Annotated in this window: 27 protein-coding genes; all 27 read right to left on the bottom strand. The window is 41.6% G+C overall.

Annotation, left to right across the window (positions count from 1 at the left end; translation table 11 throughout):
- Window positions 1-238: 238 nt before the first annotated feature.
- On the bottom strand, window positions 239-1,549 hold the full coding sequence (gene secY / locus HT698_RS06745) for a preprotein translocase subunit SecY (RefSeq protein WP_049511466.1): 1,311 nt from the start codon (window positions 1,547-1,549) through the stop codon (window positions 239-241).
- Between the two features lie 12 nt (window positions 1,550-1,561).
- A complete protein-coding gene (gene rplO / locus HT698_RS06740) occupies window positions 1,562-2,002 on the bottom strand; it encodes a 50S ribosomal protein L15 (RefSeq protein WP_000766090.1) in 441 nt (146 codons plus the stop codon).
- Between the two features lie 144 nt (window positions 2,003-2,146).
- Window positions 2,147-2,329, bottom strand: a complete 183-nt coding sequence (gene rpmD, locus HT698_RS06735) for a 50S ribosomal protein L30 (RefSeq protein ID WP_000057241.1) — start codon at window positions 2,327-2,329, stop codon at window positions 2,147-2,149.
- A gap of 13 nt (window positions 2,330-2,342) precedes the next feature.
- Complete coding sequence (gene rpsE / locus HT698_RS06730; RefSeq protein ID WP_000874202.1) at window positions 2,343-2,837, bottom strand: 30S ribosomal protein S5; 495 nt, start codon at window positions 2,835-2,837, stop codon at window positions 2,343-2,345.
- 17 nt (window positions 2,838-2,854) lie between these two features.
- Window positions 2,855-3,211, bottom strand: coding sequence for a 50S ribosomal protein L18 (gene rplR, locus HT698_RS06725; protein ID WP_000624044.1), 357 nt, complete (start codon window positions 3,209-3,211; stop codon window positions 2,855-2,857).
- A gap of 83 nt (window positions 3,212-3,294) precedes the next feature.
- Entirely contained in the window at window positions 3,295-3,831 is a 537-nt protein-coding gene (rplF, locus tag HT698_RS06720) for a 50S ribosomal protein L6 (RefSeq protein ID WP_000086626.1), read from the bottom strand.
- 187 nt (window positions 3,832-4,018) lie between these two features.
- Complete coding sequence (gene rpsH / locus HT698_RS06715; protein ID WP_000245504.1) at window positions 4,019-4,417, bottom strand: 30S ribosomal protein S8; 399 nt, start codon at window positions 4,415-4,417, stop codon at window positions 4,019-4,021.
- 180 nt (window positions 4,418-4,597) lie between these two features.
- Window positions 4,598-4,783 carry a type Z 30S ribosomal protein S14 gene (locus tag HT698_RS06710; RefSeq protein WP_001085697.1) on the bottom strand — a complete coding sequence of 62 codons (186 nt, stop codon included), beginning with the start codon at window positions 4,781-4,783 and terminating at the stop codon, window positions 4,598-4,600.
- A 17-nt stretch (window positions 4,784-4,800) separates the two neighbouring features.
- The gene (rplE, locus tag HT698_RS06705) at window positions 4,801-5,343 is read right to left on the bottom strand and encodes a 50S ribosomal protein L5 (protein WP_000013542.1); all 543 of its coding nucleotides are present in this window, start codon (window positions 5,341-5,343) and stop codon (window positions 4,801-4,803) included.
- A 23-nt stretch (window positions 5,344-5,366) separates the two neighbouring features.
- Window positions 5,367-5,672, bottom strand: coding sequence for a 50S ribosomal protein L24 (gene rplX / locus HT698_RS06700; RefSeq protein ID WP_000497691.1), 306 nt, complete (start codon window positions 5,670-5,672; stop codon window positions 5,367-5,369).
- Between the two features lie 78 nt (window positions 5,673-5,750).
- Complete coding sequence (gene rplN / locus HT698_RS06695; protein WP_000616545.1) at window positions 5,751-6,119, bottom strand: 50S ribosomal protein L14; 369 nt, start codon at window positions 6,117-6,119, stop codon at window positions 5,751-5,753.
- A gap of 25 nt (window positions 6,120-6,144) precedes the next feature.
- A complete protein-coding gene (gene rpsQ / locus HT698_RS06690) occupies window positions 6,145-6,405 on the bottom strand; it encodes a 30S ribosomal protein S17 (protein ID WP_000440801.1) in 261 nt (86 codons plus the stop codon).
- A 24-nt stretch (window positions 6,406-6,429) separates the two neighbouring features.
- A complete protein-coding gene (gene rpmC / locus HT698_RS06685; protein ID WP_000772918.1) occupies window positions 6,430-6,636 on the bottom strand; it encodes a 50S ribosomal protein L29 in 207 nt (68 codons plus the stop codon).
- A 9-nt stretch (window positions 6,637-6,645) separates the two neighbouring features.
- Window positions 6,646-7,059 (bottom strand): 50S ribosomal protein L16, encoded by a 414-nt coding sequence (rplP, locus tag HT698_RS06680; protein ID WP_000960946.1) that lies wholly within the window; start codon window positions 7,057-7,059, stop codon window positions 6,646-6,648.
- A gap of 3 nt (window positions 7,060-7,062) precedes the next feature.
- On the bottom strand, window positions 7,063-7,716 hold the full coding sequence (gene rpsC / locus HT698_RS06675; RefSeq protein ID WP_000529936.1) for a 30S ribosomal protein S3: 654 nt from the start codon (window positions 7,714-7,716) through the stop codon (window positions 7,063-7,065).
- Window positions 7,717-7,728: 12 nt separating this feature from the next.
- Window positions 7,729-8,073, bottom strand: coding sequence for a 50S ribosomal protein L22 (gene rplV / locus HT698_RS06670; protein ID WP_000818137.1), 345 nt, complete (start codon window positions 8,071-8,073; stop codon window positions 7,729-7,731).
- Between the two features lie 11 nt (window positions 8,074-8,084).
- Window positions 8,085-8,366 carry a 30S ribosomal protein S19 gene (gene rpsS, locus HT698_RS06665; protein ID WP_173219263.1) on the bottom strand — a complete coding sequence of 94 codons (282 nt, stop codon included), beginning with the start codon at window positions 8,364-8,366 and terminating at the stop codon, window positions 8,085-8,087.
- A 103-nt stretch (window positions 8,367-8,469) separates the two neighbouring features.
- Window positions 8,470-9,303 carry a 50S ribosomal protein L2 gene (gene rplB, locus HT698_RS06660; RefSeq protein WP_000512910.1) on the bottom strand — a complete coding sequence of 278 codons (834 nt, stop codon included), beginning with the start codon at window positions 9,301-9,303 and terminating at the stop codon, window positions 8,470-8,472.
- Window positions 9,304-9,320: 17 nt separating this feature from the next.
- Entirely contained in the window at window positions 9,321-9,617 is a 297-nt protein-coding gene (locus tag HT698_RS06655) for a 50S ribosomal protein L23 (RefSeq protein WP_001055347.1), read from the bottom strand.
- Window positions 9,617-10,240, bottom strand: coding sequence for a 50S ribosomal protein L4 (gene rplD, locus HT698_RS06650; RefSeq protein WP_000024539.1), 624 nt, complete (start codon window positions 10,238-10,240; stop codon window positions 9,617-9,619). The genes HT698_RS06655 and rplD overlap by 1 nt, the downstream gene beginning before the upstream one ends.
- A 24-nt stretch (window positions 10,241-10,264) precedes the next feature.
- Window positions 10,265-10,891, bottom strand: a complete 627-nt coding sequence (gene rplC / locus HT698_RS06645) for a 50S ribosomal protein L3 (RefSeq protein WP_000160197.1) — start codon at window positions 10,889-10,891, stop codon at window positions 10,265-10,267.
- 82 nt (window positions 10,892-10,973) lie between these two features.
- Window positions 10,974-11,282 (bottom strand): 30S ribosomal protein S10, encoded by a 309-nt coding sequence (gene rpsJ / locus HT698_RS06640; protein ID WP_001284513.1) that lies wholly within the window; start codon window positions 11,280-11,282, stop codon window positions 10,974-10,976.
- 244 nt (window positions 11,283-11,526) lie between these two features.
- Window positions 11,527-12,153 carry a phosphoribulokinase gene (locus HT698_RS06635; RefSeq protein ID WP_173219261.1) on the bottom strand — a complete coding sequence of 209 codons (627 nt, stop codon included), beginning with the start codon at window positions 12,151-12,153 and terminating at the stop codon, window positions 11,527-11,529.
- Window positions 12,150-12,740: an anaerobic ribonucleoside-triphosphate reductase activating protein gene (gene nrdG, locus HT698_RS06630; protein WP_033678521.1), complete on the bottom strand. Its 591-nt coding sequence runs from the start codon at window positions 12,738-12,740 to the stop codon at window positions 12,150-12,152. The genes HT698_RS06635 and nrdG overlap by 4 nt, the downstream gene beginning before the upstream one ends.
- The gene (locus HT698_RS06625) at window positions 12,733-13,239 is read right to left on the bottom strand and encodes a GNAT family N-acetyltransferase (RefSeq protein ID WP_050142609.1); all 507 of its coding nucleotides are present in this window, start codon (window positions 13,237-13,239) and stop codon (window positions 12,733-12,735) included. Before HT698_RS06625 ends, nrdG begins: the two co-directional genes overlap by 8 nt.
- A gap of 43 nt (window positions 13,240-13,282) precedes the next feature.
- Window positions 13,283-13,423, bottom strand: a complete 141-nt coding sequence (locus HT698_RS06620) for a hypothetical protein (protein ID WP_000521614.1) — start codon at window positions 13,421-13,423, stop codon at window positions 13,283-13,285.
- A gap of 11 nt (window positions 13,424-13,434) precedes the next feature.
- A complete protein-coding gene (nrdD, locus tag HT698_RS06615) occupies window positions 13,435-15,642 on the bottom strand; it encodes an anaerobic ribonucleoside-triphosphate reductase (protein ID WP_173219258.1) in 2,208 nt (735 codons plus the stop codon).
- Between the last annotated feature and the right edge of the window lie 13 nt (window positions 15,643-15,655).

Below are 15,655 nucleotides of genomic sequence, written 5' to 3'. Positions count from 1 at the left end.
AAAAAATAAGAGTATATGATGTATACTCAAGGAAACATAAAGAGAAGACTAAGAAAATAGCCGAAGGCTGCTCATAGCACTGCTTTAAGGTTGGAGATAAATCAGCCGACGTCTGCTCAAAACACTGTTTTGAGGGTGCAGGTAGAACTGACGAAGTCATCTGAAAGCACTGCTTTGAGGTTGCAGATAAAGCTGACGTGGTTTGAATTTGATTTTCGAAGAGTATCAGTAAATACTTTTATTCTGTTCTATCCATGAAACCAACATACTTACGTTTCAATAGGTAACCTTCCAATTGCTTGATTCCTTCAATACCTGTAGAGATAATGATCAAAAGACTTGTTCCCCCAAAGGCAACAACATCAGAAAGACCAAATACATCTTTAGCTGCAATCGGCAAAATGGAAATCACACCAAGGAAGAGGGAACCAACCGTTGCAAGACGACGAAGAAGTTTAGACATATATTCCTCTGTACCTTTACCAGGACGAACTCCATGGATATAGGCACCGCTCTTTTGTAGGTTCTCTGCCGCTTTTTCAGGATTAATCTGTACAAACGTATAGAAGAATGTAAAGAGAATAATCAATAAAGCATACATGGCAATACCAGTTGGTGAAGTGGTTGCCAACATCTCTTGTGCTACCCTTACCCAAGCCCAATCATGACCTGTAGCGCTCAAAAATTGAAGAATCGCCGCAGGCGCTGCAGTAATCGAACTGGCAAAGATAACAGGGATAACTCCAGCAGGGTTTACCTTCAAAGGAAGATAAGAGCTAGATGGAGCACCTTGTGCAACCTTAGTATATTGGATTGGAATTTTGTATTCTGCTTGTTGAACATAAGTTGTAAAGTAAATAATCAACAATACAGTAATAATCAAAATGATTACGAAAATGATAGATGAAGTGATACGGCTACTTGGCACGTTCACAAAGTAGTCCACATAGATGCCCTGAATCATCTCTGGAATTGAGGCAACAATCCCGGCAAAGATAATCATGGAAACACCGTTTCCGTATCCCTTATCTGTAATTTGCTCACCCAACCAAGTGACAATCATACTACCAGCTGTTAAGATGATACCAATCGTCAGAAAAACTTGTGGAGTTAAAGCAGTTTTAATCAATTGAGCTCCAGCCAAGGTATTAAAACCAGCTGTAATCCCGATAGATTGCACAAAAGCGAGAACTAGAGCAATATAACGAGTAGCTTGATTCAATTTTCTTCGGCCTACTTCCCCTTGTTTTCCCCACTCTACAAACTTGGGTAAAATATCCATTTGCAAGAGTTGGACAACGATAGAAGCAGTGATATAGGGACTCACTCCTAGGGCAAAAATCGAAAAGTTTTTTAGGGCATTCCCCGACACCAAGCTCAACATGTTTAAGAAGGATAATCCACTTAAAGCATTCAAGCTATTGGCATTCACACCAGGAACTGTAATGCTAGTCCCGATACGAAAGACCAAAACGATAAAAATTGTAAATAAAATTTTTGATCGAACTTGCTTGACTTTAAGAGCTTCTCTTAATAATTTAAAAAACATAGGTCACCTCTCTTAGATGACTTCTACTGAACCACCTTTAGCAGTGATAGCTTCTTCAGCTGATTTAGAGAATTTAGCTGCTTTCACAGTCAATTTCTTAGTCAACTCACCGTTACCAAGAATTTTAATACCTGATTTTTCAGCTTTAACAATTCCTGATTCGATAAGAACAACTGGAGTAACCTCAGCACCATCTTCAAAGACGTTCAATTGGTCAAGGTTCACAATTGCGTATTCTTTAGCGTTGATGTTAGTGAATCCACGTTTTGGAAGACGACGGAACAATGGAGTTTGTCCACCTTCAAAACCAAGGCGAACTCCGCCACCGCTACGAGCTTTTTGACCTTTTTGACCACGACCAGATGTTTTACCGTTACCTGATGAAGTACCACGACCAACGCGGTTACGTACTTTACGAGAACCTTCTGCAGGTTTCAATTCATGAAGTTTCATTTTTATTTTCTCCTCTTTTGTAAAATGCTAGCGCCGATAAGGGAGAAAAGGTTGTCTCCCCCATCAACTCGCCTATACGACGTCATCATAGATGACTATATCTAGTTTTAGGGGATGGTATAGTGCACATCCCCTAAAAATTCATTAGTTTACTTCTTCAACTGTTACCAAGTGAGATACTGCTGTGATCATACCACGGATAGCAGCGTTGTCTTCTTTAATAACAGAGCTGTTCAATTTGCCAAGTCCAAGTGCTACAACAGTTTTACGTTGTGATGGAATGCGTCCGATTGGAGACTTAGTCAAAGTAATTTTAATTTGAGCCATTTTATCCCCTTTCTTATGCCAAATCAGAAACTGAAATACCACGAAGGGCAGCAACTTCTTCAGCGCGTTTCAATTGTTTCAAACCTTCAACAGTTGCACGAACAATGTTGATTGGAGTGTTAGAACCAAGTGATTTAGATGTAATATCTGCCACACCTGCCAATTCCACAACGGCACGAACTGCACCACCAGCGGCAACTCCAGAACCTTCTACAGCAGGTTTCAACAATACTTTAGCTCCACCGAATTCTGAAAGAACTTCGTGTGGGATTGTTGTTCCAACCATAGGAACTTCGATCAAGTTTTTCTTAGCATCATCTACTGCTTTACGGATTGCTTCTGGAACTTCTTGAGCTTTACCAGTACCAAATCCTACGCGACCGTTGTGGTCACCAACAACAACAAGAGCTGCGAAACGAAGACGACGTCCACCTTTAACAACTTTTGTAACACGGTTGACAGCAACTACGCGTTCTTCTAATTCAACTGCATTGTCTTTAAATGCCATTTTCTAGTGTCCTCCTATTAGAATTTCAATCCGTTTTCACGAGCTGCATCAGCCAAAGCTTTCACACGTCCGTGATATAGATATCCACCGCGGTCGAACACCACTTCTGAAATACCTTTAGCGTTTGCACGTTCTGCAACGAGTTTACCGACAGCAACGGCTTGTTCAGTTTTAGTTCCTTTTGAAACTTCTTTGTCAAGAGTTGAAGCACTTGCGAGCGTTACACCCGCTACGTCATCAATCACTTGAGCGTAGATGCCTGTATTAGAACGGAATACGTTCAAACGTGGGCGATCAGCAGTTCCAGAGAGTTTTCCGCGAACGCGACGGTGGCGTTTTTGGCGGAGTTTGTTTTTATCTGGTTTTGAAATCACAGTTTTCACCTCTTTAGTTTTAAATCGTGTGCTATGCACAAAGTTGGAAAATAGGTTGGTGGTTGAAAATCAACCACTCAACATTATTTACCTGTTTTACCTTCTTTACGGCGAACGAATTCACCAACGTAACGGATACCTTTACCTTTATATGGTTCTGGTGAACGAAGGCTACGTACGTAAGCAGCTGTTTGACCAACTACTTCTTTTGAAATTCCGCTAACAACGATTGTTGTTGGGTTTGGAAGTTCAAAAGTAATTCCTTCTGGAGCTTCAACTTCGTCTGGATGAGATTTACCAACAGCCAAAACAAGTTTAGATCCTTGAAGTTGTGCACGGTAACCAACCCCGCGCATTTCAAGTTCTTTCTTGAATCCTTCTGATACACCAACAACCATGTTGTTCAAAAGGGCACGAGTAGTTCCGTGGATAGTTTTCATTTCTTTTGAATCGTTTGGACGGTGAAGAGTTACTTCAGTACCTTCCACACGGATTTCAATATCTTTTGAGAACTCACGAGTAAGTTCTCCTTTAGGTCCTTTTACAGTTACAACGTTGTCATTGTTAGTGATTTCAACACCAGCAGGCAACACGATAACTTTATTACCAATACGTGACATGTTTATTTTCTCCTGTTAGATTGTCAGGCCAGAACGGCCAGTTTTCACGGGGTTAAATCGATTTCTCGATTTAAAGGAACATTTAGGTTTCAATTTCAAAGTGAATCTAGGCATCGTCTCGCAGGCATAACTTTGGGTTAGACAAGAGACGATAACGAAGAGTCACAAAGAAATTGGGAGCTAAATATTACCAAACGTAAGCGATAACCTCACCACCAACATTCTTTTGGCGTGCTTCTTTATCAGTAAGCAAACCTTCAGAAGTTGAAAGGATAGCAATTCCAAGTCCATTAAGAACTTTTGGAAGGTCTTCACGTTTTTTGTAGACACGAAGTCCTGGTTTAGAAACACGTTTCAAGTTAGTGATAACTTTCTCACCGTTTGGTCCGTATTTAAGGAATACACGGATGATGCCTTGTTTGTCATCTTCGATGATTTCAACGTTTTTTACAAAACCTTCGCGTTTAAGGATTTCAGCAATCCCTTTTTTGATGTTTGATGCAGGTACTTCAAGTACTTCGTGTTTAGCTTGGTTAGCGTTACGAATACGAGTTAGGAAGTCTGCGATTGGGTCAGTCATAACCATTTTGTTTTTCTCCTCTTACTAGTAGTTTGCAAGTTGCACTTGCTAGTTAATGATTGAGCTAGGCTCAGAATATGTTTCTAGGTTTCAATTCCTAAGTGAGTCTAGGCATCTGCTTGCAGGCATAACTTGAGTTAGGCAAAAGCAGATAACGACGAATCACGACGGGATTGAAAGTTAGAATTACCAAGATGCTTTTGTTACACCAGGGATTTGTCCTTTGTAAGCTAATTCACGGAAGCAAACACGGCAAAGTTTAAATTTGCGGTAAACTGAATGTGGACGACCACATTTTTCACAACGAGTATAAGCTTGAGTAGAGAACTTCGCTGGACGTTTGTTCTTAGCAATCATTGATTTTTTAGCCATTAGATTTACCTCCTATATTATTTTGCAAAAGGCATTCCAAGGCCTGTAAGCAATGCACGTGACTCTTCGTCAGTGTTAGCAGTTGTTACGATAACGATGTCAAGACCACGAGTTTTGTCAACGTCATCGAAGTTGATTTCTGGGAAGATCAATTGTTCTTTCACACCAAGTGTGTAGTTTCCGCGTCCGTCAAATGATTTTGTTGGAACACCGTGGAAGTCACGTACACGTGGAAGTGAAACTGAAACCAATTTATCCAAGAATTCGTACATACGTTCACCACGTAGGGTAACTTTTGCACCGATCGCAACACCTTCACGAAGACGGAAGCCGGCGATTGATTTTTTAGCTTTAGTGATAAGTGGTTTTTGACCTGAGATAAGTGCCAATTCTTCAGCAGCTTTTTCAAGGCTTTTAGCGTTTGATACAGCTTCACCAACACCCATGTTCAAAACGATCTTATCTACTTTAGGCACAGCCATCACTGATGAGTAGTTGAATTGTTCTGTCAAAGCAGGAACTACTTCATTAAGATATTTTTCTTTTAAACGATTTGCCATTATACTTCTCCTTTCCTTCGTGATTAATCAAGCACTTCGCCTGATTTTTTGTTGTAGCGAACTTTTTTACCGTCTACAAATTTGTAACCAACACGACCAGCTACACCATTTTTGTCCAATACTTGAACGTTTGATACGTGGATAGCTGCTTCTTTCTCGATGATACCACCTTGAGGAAGTTCGTTAGTTGGACGTTGGTGTTTCTTAACGATGTTAACACCTTCAACGATAACTTTGTTTACTTTTGGAAGGGCAGTAAGGACAACAGCTTCTGTTCCCTTATCTTTACCAGCGATTACGCGAACTTTGTCGCCTTTTTTTACAAACATTAGGTTTCTCCTTGATTTTTCTTACGCCCATAAGGGCACCCTGGAGGTAAATCCAGGGGACTAGTTTGTTTCTAAAAATTAAAGTACTTCTGGAGCAAGTGACACGATCTTCATGAAGCCACCTTCACGCAATTCACGTGCAACTGGGCCAAAGATACGTGTTCCGCGAGGAGTTTTGTCTTCACGGATGATAACTGCTGCGTTTTCGTCAAATTTGATGTATGAACCATCAGCACGACGAGCACCTGATTTAGTACGAACGATAACTGCTTTAACAACGTCACCTTTTTTAACCGCACCACCAGGAGTAGCTTGTTTTACAGATGCCACGATAACATCACCGATGTTTGCAAATTTACGTCCTGAACCACCAAGAACTTTGATAGTCAAGATTTCGCGAGCACCGCTGTTGTCTGCGACTTTCAAACGAGTTTCTGTTTGAATCATTTCAGTTTTCTCCTTTCAGGTTTGATTAGATGATGACCGCTTCTTCAACAACTTCTACAAGACGGAAACGTTTTGTAGCTGAAAGCGGACGAGTTTCCATGATACGTACGATATCGCCTTCTTTGGCAACATTGTTTTCATCATGAGCTTTGTATTTTTTAGAGTAGTTAATACGTTTACCATAGACTGGGTGGTTACGTTTTGTTTCAACTACAACTGTGATTGTCTTGTCCATTTTGTCAGATACAACACGTCCAACAAGAACTTTACGATTATTGCGTTCCATTGAAATTTCTCCTTCCCTAGTCTATTATTTCGCTTCAGATTGAACTGTTTTGATACGAGCGATTTGTTTTTTAACTTCTTTCAAGCGAGCTGTTTGTTCCAATTGACCAGTAGCAGCTTGGAAACGAAGTTCAAACAATTCTTTTTTCAATTCGTTTTCGCGCTTCGCGAGTTCTTCTTGAGAAAGACCACGAAGTTCTTTAACAAATTCTTTTACTTCATTAAGTTTCATGCCTTCTCCTTATTCTGCTTCACGTTTTACGAATTTACATTTAACTGGCAATTTGTGGCTAGCAAGACGAAGCGCTTCGCGAGCGATCTCTTCAGATACACCAGCGATTTCGAACATCACTTTACCACGTTTAACTGGTGCTACCCAACCTTCAGGTGCCCCTTTACCAGATCCCATACGCACACCGATAGCTTTAGCAGTGTATGATTTGTGTGGGAAGATTTTAATCCAAACTTTACCACCACGTTTCATGTAACGAGTCATGGCGATACGAGCAGCTTCGATTTGGCGGTTAGTGATCCAGTGGCTAGTTGTAGCTTGAAGACCGTATTCACCGAATGCTACTTCTTTTCCACCTTTTGCTTCACCGCGCATTTTTCCACGGAATTCACGACGGTGTTTAACACGTTTAGGTACTAACATTGGTTATTTACCTCCTTTAGTGTTTTTGCGAGCTGGAAGAACTTCACCACGGTAGATCCATACTTTAACACCAAGTTTACCGTATGTAGTATCTGCTTCTTCCCAAGCGTAATCGATATCTGCACGAAGTGTGTGAAGCGGAACAGTTCCTTCAGAGTATCCTTCAGCACGGGCGATATCTGCACCGTTCAAACGACCTGATACTTGAGTTTTGATTCCTTTAGCTCCAGCACGCATTGCACGTTGGATTGCTTGTTTTTGTGCACGACGGAAAGCAACACGTTGCTCCAATTGACGAGCAATACCTTCACCTACAAGGTGAGCATCCAAATCAGGTTGTTTGATTTCGATGATATTGATGTGTACTTGTTTTCCAGTCAATTTGTTAAGTTTTGCACGGAGTGCATCAACGTTTGCACCACCTTTACCGATAACCATACCTGGTTTAGCAGTGTGAAGTGAAACGTTAACTTTGTTTACTGCGCGTTCGATTTCGATAGTTGAAACTGCTGCGTCAGCAAGTTCTTTTTGAACGAATTTACGGATTGCAAGATCTTCATGAAGGTAATCCGCGTATTCTTTTTCAGCATACCATTTGGCATCCCAATCACGGATGATGCCGACACGCATACCAATTGGATGTACTTTTTGACCCACGATTTTACCTCCTTATTTTTCTGCAACAGCTACAGTGATGTGAGCTGTACGTTTGTTGATTGGTGAAGCTGAACCTTTCGCACGTGGACGGAAACGTTTCATAGTTGGTCCTTCGTTTGCGAATGCTTCAGATACTACCAAGTTAGCTTTATCCAAACCAAAGTTGTTTTCAGCGTTAGCTACAGCTGAGTTCAAAACTTTCAAGATGATTTCAGCAGCTTTGTTTGGAGTGAATGTCAAGATTGCGATTGCATCGGCTACGCTTTTACCACGGATGTTATCAAGAACAAGACGTGATTTACGAGGTGAAACACGTACTGTACGAGCCATTGCTTTAGCTGAAGTAATTTCTGCCATTTATGTTCTCCTTATTTTCTACGTGTTTTCTTGTCGTCTGCAGCGTGACCTTTGTAAGTACGAGTTGGTGCAAATTCACCAAGTTTGTGACCTACCATGTCTTCTTGGATGTAAACAGGTACGTGTTTACGTCCGTCATAAACTGCAATAGTGTAACCAATGAAACTTGGGAAGATCGTTGAACGACGTGACCAAGTTTTAATAACTTTTTTCTTTTCGTCGTTAGATTGAGCTTCAACTTTTTTCATCAAATGCTCATCGACGAAAGGTCCTTTTTTAAGACTGCGTCCCATTTTTATATTTTCTCCTTTAAATGTTGTACCACAGCGGCTTGCGCTCCTATGGAGCGCTACCGAGCTGGCGGATTTACTAGTTGCTTAAGCGACTAGTTTAATATTATTTCTCGTTGCGACGACGAACGATAAGTTTGTCAGATTTCGCTTTCTTGTTACGAGTTTTAAGACCAAGAGCAGGTTTGCCCCATGGAGTAGATGGTGCTTTACGACCAACTGGTGCTTTACCTTCACCACCACCGTGTGGGTGATCGTTAGGGTTCATTACAGAACCACGAACTGTTGGGCGGATACCTTTCCAACGGCTACGTCCTGCTTTACCAAGGTTTACAAGTCCATGTTGTTCGTTTCCGACAACACCAACTGTAGCACGGCAAGTTCCAAGAATCATACGAACTTCACCTGATTGAAGACGAACAAGAACGTATTTACCTTCTTGACCCAATACTTGAGCAGATGCTCCAGCAGCACGTACCAATTCACCACCACGACCTGGTTTCAATTCGATGTTGTGGATCAAAGTACCAACTGGGATGTTAGCAAGTGGAAGAGCGTTTCCGACTTTGATATCTGCTTCTGGACCTGAAACGATACGTTGACCTACTTCAAGACCTTTTGGAGCGATGATGTATGCTTTCACACCGTCAGTGTAGTGTACAAGAGCGATGTTTGCAGAACGGTTTGGATCGTACTCGATTGTTTTAACAACCGCTTCAACGTTGTCTTTGTTACGTTTGAAGTCAACCAAACGGTAGAAGCGTTTGTGTCCACCACCTTGGTGACGAACAGTGATACGACCGTTGTTGTTACGACCAGCCTTGCTCTTCAATGCAACAAGCAATGATTTTTCAGGAGTGCTTGTTGTGATTTCAGCGAAATCCAAAGAAGTCATATTACGGCGACCGTTTGTTGTTGGTTTATAAACACGAATTCCCACGATATTTCCTCCTTAGATTATTCAGCTTCAGCAGCAAACAACTCGATTGCTTTAGAATCAGCTGTAAGTGTGATGATAGCTTTTTTAGTTTTGTTAGTAAAACCAGTGTAACGTCCAACACGTTTAGCTTTTGGTTTTACGTTGATTGTGTTAACGTTGGCAACTTTAACACCTTCGAAAGCAGCTTCAACAGCTTGCTTGATCAAAAGTTTGTGTGCACGAGTGTCAACTTCAAATACATATTTTCCTGCTTCAAGTTGAGCCATTGAGCTTTCAGTGATGACAGGTTTTTTGATAACATCATACAAATTCATTATGCAAGAACCTCCTCGATTTTAGAGATAGCTGCTTGTGTGACAAGAAGTTTGTCGCTATTTGCGATGTCAAGAACACTTGCAGTTGTAGCAGTTGCAACTTTCACGTTTGGAAGGTTACGAGCTGAAAGAGCTGCGAATTCATTTCCTTCTTCAAGGATAACAAGAACTTTAGAATCGATGCTCAATGCTGCAAGAACTTTTGCAAATTCAGCAGTTTTTGGAGCTGTAAATTCAAGAGAATCAACGGCTACAAATTTGTTTTCAGCAACTTTTTCAGAGTAAACTGATTTAAGAGCTAGGCGACGCACTTTTTGTGGAAGTTTGTAGCCGTATGAACGTGGAGTTGGTCCGAAGACAACACCACCACCACGCCATTGTGGTGAGCGGATAGAACCTTGACGAGCACGTCCAGTTCCTTTTTGACGCCATGGTTTGCGTCCACCACCTGATACTGCAGAGCGGTTTTTAACAGCGTGTGTTCCTTGGCGAAGGCTTGCGCGTTGGCTGATGATCACATCAAACACAACTGATTCATTTGGTTCGATACCAAATACTGCATCGTTAAGAACAACTTGGCCAGCTTCTTTACCAGTTTGGTCAAATAATGTTACGTTTGCCATTGTGACTGATTTCCCCTTTCTTTATTATTTACCAGCTTTAACTGCTGATTTGATAGTGATAAGAGATTTCTTAGCACCTGGTACGTTACCTTTGATAAGGATAACGTTCTTTTCTGGAACAACTTGTACAACTTCAAGGTTTTGAATTGTTACGCGGTCGCCACCCATACGTCCTGCAAGGTTTTTACCTTTGAATACGCGGTTAGGTGCAACAGGTCCCATAGAACCTGGACGACGGTGGTAACGAGAACCGTGAGCCATTGGTCCACGTGATTGTCCGTGGCGTTTGATAACACCTTGGAAACCTTTACCTTTAGAAGTACCAGTTACGTCAACAACGTCTCCAGCTGCGAATGTTTCAACTGTGATTTCAGCACCAACTTCCAAGCCTTCAACGTTTTTGAATTCACGAATGAAGCGCTTAGGAGCCGTGTTAGCTTTCGCTACATGTCCTTTAGCAGGTTTGTTGCTCAATACTTCGCGTTTGTCATCGAAACCAACTTGGATAGCGTTGTATCCGTCTGTTTCAACAGTTTTAACTTGAAGAACAACGTTTGGAGTTGCTTCAATAACTGTTACAGGGATCAATTCGCCAGCTTCAGTGAAGATTTGAGTCATTCCCACTTTTTTCCCTAAGATTCCTTTTGTCATGAGAAAATAGTTCCTTTTCTATATTTTTTATTCAAAAAGTTTTTAACGAGCGTTTTTTATGCTCAAGGTATCAAGCTTTAGATTAAAGTTTGATTTCTACGTTTACACCACTTGGAAGATCCAATTTCATCAAAGCATCAACTGTTTTTTGAGTTGGATTAACGATATCGATCAAACGTTTGTGTGTACGCATTTCAAATTGTTCGCGAGAGTCTTTATATTTGTGAGTCGCACGAATGATTGTGTAGAGGCTACGTTCAGTTGGAAGTGGGATTGGACCCGCAACTTGTGCACCTGTACGAGTAGCTGATTCTACGATTTTTGCAGCCGCTGTGTCAAGCGTACGGTGTTCGTAAGCTTTCAAACGGATACGGATTTTTTTGTTTGCCATCTTTTTCTCCTTTTCGTCTATTTAAGATAATAGGCTAGCTCCACAAGAAAACCGACGCGGTGTTGCGTGGCAATGCAACCGAGCGTGTCGCAACCTCTTGCATCAAAGCTAAGGCTGTAATTTACAGCACCATAATAGAATAACACAAAGCCCCTGCGATTGCAAGGGATTTGTTGCTGTTTTTTCGTTTTTTTGCGATGAAACTGTTTTCCTATTTTTTCTTTTTAAAATTAGGGATTTTCTTCTATATAAACTGACTCCTCTTGACCTCAAATTTACCTTCTGATTGGTCCACTAGAATGTCCGCCCTTGACTCAGTTTCTTTATAGTATAGCAGATACTGCTCCCGTCTCATCTGATGGCTAGCCAATATAAAGGATGCATCGCGATTTCTCACAGTCGTATCTCTAGCAAGGCGCCGCTTTAATTCGGTCTCCTCATCCGTGTAGAAACAGATGGTTTTGTCAAAGAGTTCTTTGGGTAAAAAGCCAACAGACATCCCTTCGACAATCAAAATCGGTTTTGCTCCAGACAAGACCTCACTAGCCTTCCAAGGTTCTTCAATTGTTAAGACATCCATGTCAGCCTTTAAAGCGAGAATGTCTCTTTCTAAACTTGCCAATTCATGTGCCACAGGTAAACAAGCGGTCACTTTTTGGTCTGGAGTCTCCTTTGGCACCACTAAATGACGATTTGAAGCAATGTAAGGATCGGTTTCCAATAAGTTTACCTTTGCAGAATCTAGGGTTTGGTACAATTCCTGTGCAAAGGTTGATTTACCTGAAGCTCCATGACCGTATATTCCCAGTGTTTTGACTTTTCCAGCTTCTATCTCTGAAACCAGTTGTTTTATCAGGTCTTTTTTCTTCATTCTCTCTTCACCTGTTCATAGCTTTCTTTTCCATCATTAAGCTTGTCCCAAATCACTACTTGCCCACTTTGGAGCGATTTTTGCACATCTATGATGCGTTGATTGGACGAACCTCGAAACTGGAGCATAAGATTCCTCTTAGTTCGATCATATCGTCCATCGACAAGAATGTCAATCAGTGATAAGAGTTCCAATTTATCTGGAGTTTCCAACATCATTTCTTCCCAAGTATAGCCCGTCCAGGACCAGATGTCTTTATCTGGCAATTCCTTCCGGATACGTTTCACGAGTGGCAAGAGAATTCCCGTATTGAGAAAGGGTTCCCCTCCCAGTAAGGTTAACCCCTGAACATAAGGCTGGGCAAGATCTGCCATGATTTGCTCTTCTAATTCTGCTGTGTAGGGAATTCCTGCATTGAAAGACCAAGTCGCAACATTATAACACCCCTCGCAGTGAAACATGCAGCCTGATACATAGAGAGAGTTACGCACACCCTCTCCATCCACAAAGTTGAAGGCCTTGTAATCAATAATACGCCCTTGACTGAGTTCCTCACTTTTCCATTCTTGTGGTTTTGGATTATTCATTCGCTACCTCTATCCAATAACGCTCCACACCATTGCGAACATCCTCAATGAGACCTCCATTTGCTAGAATAACTACTCTGCTAGCAGGATTCTTCACGCTACAGGTCACTAGAGCTTTCTTGATGTTCTTTTCCTTAGCAACTTGCAAGCCCTGACGGAGAGTCTCTTTTGCATAACCCTTGCCTCTTTCAGATGGACGAATGGAGTAGCCAATGTGGCCAGCATAATTCAGTAAACCCTCATTCAGTCTCAATCGCAGATTCAAAAATCCTAGAGCATGACCTGCATCATCAAATGATACAAATTGAATAGAAGGAACACGATTTTCAGGCAAGTTTATTCCCATTTCTTTTTGCATATTTGTTTCCAACCACTCTTCATACACAAAGTTCTCTGTATCCCAAAATCCGCCATCATGGGCTGATTGGCTCTTTTCAAACTCTGCCATCATCTCTAAAACTGTTTCTTCATCTGCTAATCTTGGTCTGCGTAATTCCATCCTTACCTCCCACTATGAGAAAAGCGAGAGCTGACTCTCACTTTTATTTTTTCTTGTTCTTGTTTAAAAATTGTTCTCTGAGGCTGAGCAAGCGTTCTTTCTTATCAGCTCCACCTTTAGAGTGTTTCTCGTGATAACGAGTCACTTGTGCGCGACCCTTATCGTCTAATTGATATTTCCCCATTTTATTTCTTTCTAATTTGTTACTTGGTGGCCAGCTATTTTAATCGTTGAGCCATTCATATGTTTGACACGCGCAGCGATTTCCTTGTGACGGCCGTTGACCATAGGTCTTGCTTGAGGATTGCCTAAATAGCCACAAGTCCGTTTAACAACGTCTACTGTTTTAGGGTCGCTATTGCCACAGTTAGGACAAGCAAAGCCCCTCTCAGTTGGTTCAAAATCTCCTTCAAAATCACACTTATAGCAACGATCAATCGGAGTATTGGTTCCCAAATATCCCACACGATCATAAGCGTAATCCCAGACAGCTTCCAAGGCCTTTGGATTTTGCTGGAGGACTGGATACTCACAATAATGAATGAAACCACCTGACGCACCCGCTTCTGGATAGACTTTCTCAAAGTCTAATTTTTCAAACGGTGTTGGATTTTTACGAACATCGTAGTGGAAAGAGTTAGTGTAGTATTCCTTATCTGTAATATCAGGAATAGAACCAAACTTCTCTGTATCTAGTCGGCAGAAACGGTCTGTCAAACTTTCAGACGGTGTTGAGTAGATAGAAAAATGATATCCATATTGGTCAGACCACTCTTCTACACGGCGTTTCATATCTCGAATAATGTCTAGCGTGAATTCCTTAGCATCTGGATTGCTTTCCCAGCTGTTACCAAAGAAAACTGTCGCTACTTCATACAAGCCGATATAGCCCAGTGAAACTGTCGCACGACGATTCTTAAAGAGCTGGTCAACGCTTTCTTCTTTACCTAGACGATGACCAAAAGCACCGTATTGATACAGGATAGGAGCATTTGCTGGTGTTGCTTCCTTAGTTCGTTCGACACGGTAAACCAGAGCATCTTCAGCGATATTCATACGCTCGTTAAAGATTTCCCAGAACTTATTCATGTCACCCTCAGACTCGAGGGCAATACGAGGAAGGTTGACCGTCACAACACCTAAATTCATCCGACCTGAATTGACTTCTACGCCATTCTCGTCTTTCCATCCTTGAAGGAAAGAACGGCAACCCATAGGTACCTTAAAAGAACCTGTCAAGTCAACAATCTTATCATAGGACAAAACATCTGGGTACATCCGTTTGGTTGCGCACTCTAGAGCCAACTGCTTGATGTCGTAGTTGGGTGTCCCTTCCTCCAAGTTGAGTCCTCTTTTAAGCGTGAAGATAAGTTTAGGGAAGATAGCTGTGCGGTGTTCTGAACCGAGCCCCTTGATCCGAATGGTCAAGATAGCTTTTTGAATTTCCCTCTCAAAGCGACTAGTTCCTAGACCAAAGCCTAGAGAAGTAAAAGGCGTTTGTCCGTTTGAAGTGAAGAGAGTATTGATTTCATACTCGAGAGATTGCATAGCATCATAGATGTCTTTTTGAGTTTTCTCCCAAGCATAATCTTCCCGTTTTTCAGGCAAGACCCATTCTTCTGCATCTTTGAGATGTTTTTGATAATTCTTCTCTGCATAAGGCGCCAAAACTTCATCGATACGGTCAGCTGAACAGCCGCCATACTGGCTAGAAGCAACGTTTGCGATGATTTGCGAAATCTGAGCTGTCGCAGTCTGGATAGACTTGGGACTTTCTACCTCTGCATTTCCAATCTTAAAACCATTTTCCAACATCCCCTTGAAATCAATCAAACAGCAGTTGGTCATAGGTGTATAGGGGCTGTAGTCCAGATCGTGATAATGGATATCCCCTTTTTGGTGGGCATTGGCTACATGCTTAGGAAGCATTTGCAGTCCGATTGATTTCCCAACAATACCCGCTGTCAAATCACGCTGGGTATTAAAGACATCGCTGTCTTTATTGGCATTTTCATTGACAACTGCCTGGTCTTTGTTGAGTAGTTTATGGATACTAAAGTTGATATCCGTCGCTTTTGAACGCTCAAAATCCCTCTGTGTCCGATAAGTAATATACTCCTCAGCCAGCGCATATTCTTTGGCTTCAAGCAGTTCATGTTCTACGATATTTTGAATTTCGTAAATCTTAACTCCCTGTGGAAAGCGACTATGAATTTCTGTGACAATACGCTCGGTCAGAGCATTTAGGCGCTTTTCGACTAAGGGTGTCACATCCATAACCTTGTCTGCCGCCTTGTGGAGAGCCTTGTCAATCTTATCCACATCAAATACAACACGTCTCCCATCTCGTTTCTCGACGAAGAGAGTTGGCAAAATTGTAATTTTTTCTTCTAGTGCAATCATATGCATGCTCTTT

The sequence above is a fragment of the Streptococcus sp. 3109 genome (assembly GCF_013276905.1).
GTDB lineage: Bacteria > Bacillota > Bacilli > Lactobacillales > Streptococcaceae > Streptococcus.
Note: the sequence above shows the minus strand (reverse complement) of the source record. Positions and strands in the feature narration are given on the sequence as shown.

Excerpts from the sequence above, each read along its gene's own strand:
- rplF (WP_000086626.1), bottom strand. The coding sequence starts at position 3,831 with ATGTCACGTATTGGTAATAAAGTTATCGTGTTGCCTGCTGGTGTTGAA.
- secY (WP_049511466.1), bottom strand. The coding sequence starts at position 1,549 with ATGTTTTTTAAATTATTAAGAGAAGCTCTTAAAGTCAAGCAAGTTCGA.
- HT698_RS06710 (WP_001085697.1), bottom strand. The coding sequence starts at position 4,783 with ATGGCTAAAAAATCAATGATTGCTAAGAACAAACGTCCAGCGAAGTTC.
- rplX (WP_000497691.1), bottom strand. The coding sequence starts at position 5,672 with ATGTTTGTAAAAAAAGGCGACAAAGTTCGCGTAATCGCTGGTAAAGAT.
- rpsH (WP_000245504.1), bottom strand. The coding sequence starts at position 4,417 with ATGGTTATGACTGACCCAATCGCAGACTTCCTAACTCGTATTCGTAAC.
- HT698_RS06655 (WP_001055347.1), bottom strand. The coding sequence starts at position 9,617 with ATGAATTTGTATGATGTTATCAAAAAACCTGTCATCACTGAAAGCTCA.
- rpsE (WP_000874202.1), bottom strand. The coding sequence starts at position 2,837 with ATGGCATTTAAAGACAATGCAGTTGAATTAGAAGAACGCGTAGTTGCT.
- HT698_RS06635 (WP_173219261.1), bottom strand. The coding sequence starts at position 12,153 with ATGAAGAAAAAAGACCTGATAAAACAACTGGTTTCAGAGATAGAAGCT.
- rplO (WP_000766090.1), bottom strand. The coding sequence starts at position 2,002 with ATGAAACTTCATGAATTGAAACCTGCAGAAGGTTCTCGTAAAGTACGT.
- rplC (WP_000160197.1), bottom strand. The coding sequence starts at position 10,891 with ATGACAAAAGGAATCTTAGGGAAAAAAGTGGGAATGACTCAAATCTTC.
- rpsJ (WP_001284513.1), bottom strand. The coding sequence starts at position 11,282 with ATGGCAAACAAAAAAATCCGTATCCGTTTGAAAGCTTACGAACACCGT.
- rpsQ (WP_000440801.1), bottom strand. The coding sequence starts at position 6,405 with ATGGAACGCAATAATCGTAAAGTTCTTGTTGGACGTGTTGTATCTGAC.
- rplD (WP_000024539.1), bottom strand. The coding sequence starts at position 10,240 with ATGGCAAACGTAACATTATTTGACCAAACTGGTAAAGAAGCTGGCCAA.
- rpmC (WP_000772918.1), bottom strand. The coding sequence starts at position 6,636 with ATGAAACTTAATGAAGTAAAAGAATTTGTTAAAGAACTTCGTGGTCTT.
- HT698_RS06625 (WP_050142609.1), bottom strand. The coding sequence starts at position 13,239 with ATGGAATTACGCAGACCAAGATTAGCAGATGAAGAAACAGTTTTAGAG.
- rplP (WP_000960946.1), bottom strand. The coding sequence starts at position 7,059 with ATGTTAGTACCTAAACGTGTTAAACACCGTCGTGAATTCCGTGGAAAA.
- nrdD (WP_173219258.1), bottom strand. The coding sequence starts at position 15,642 with ATGATTGCACTAGAAGAAAAAATTACAATTTTGCCAACTCTCTTCGTC.
- rplE (WP_000013542.1), bottom strand. The coding sequence starts at position 5,343 with ATGGCAAATCGTTTAAAAGAAAAATATCTTAATGAAGTAGTTCCTGCT.
- HT698_RS06620 (WP_000521614.1), bottom strand. The coding sequence starts at position 13,423 with ATGGGGAAATATCAATTAGACGATAAGGGTCGCGCACAAGTGACTCGT.
- rplN (WP_000616545.1), bottom strand. The coding sequence starts at position 6,119 with ATGATTCAAACAGAAACTCGTTTGAAAGTCGCAGACAACAGCGGTGCT.
- rpsS (WP_173219263.1), bottom strand. The coding sequence starts at position 8,366 with ATGGGACGCAGTCTTAAAAAAGGACCTTTCGTCGATGAGCATTTGATG.
- rplV (WP_000818137.1), bottom strand. The coding sequence starts at position 8,073 with ATGGCAGAAATTACTTCAGCTAAAGCAATGGCTCGTACAGTACGTGTT.
- rpmD (WP_000057241.1), bottom strand. The coding sequence starts at position 2,329 with ATGGCTCAAATTAAAATTACTTTGACTAAGTCTCCAATCGGACGCATT.
- nrdG (WP_033678521.1), bottom strand. The coding sequence starts at position 12,740 with ATGAATAATCCAAAACCACAAGAATGGAAAAGTGAGGAACTCAGTCAA.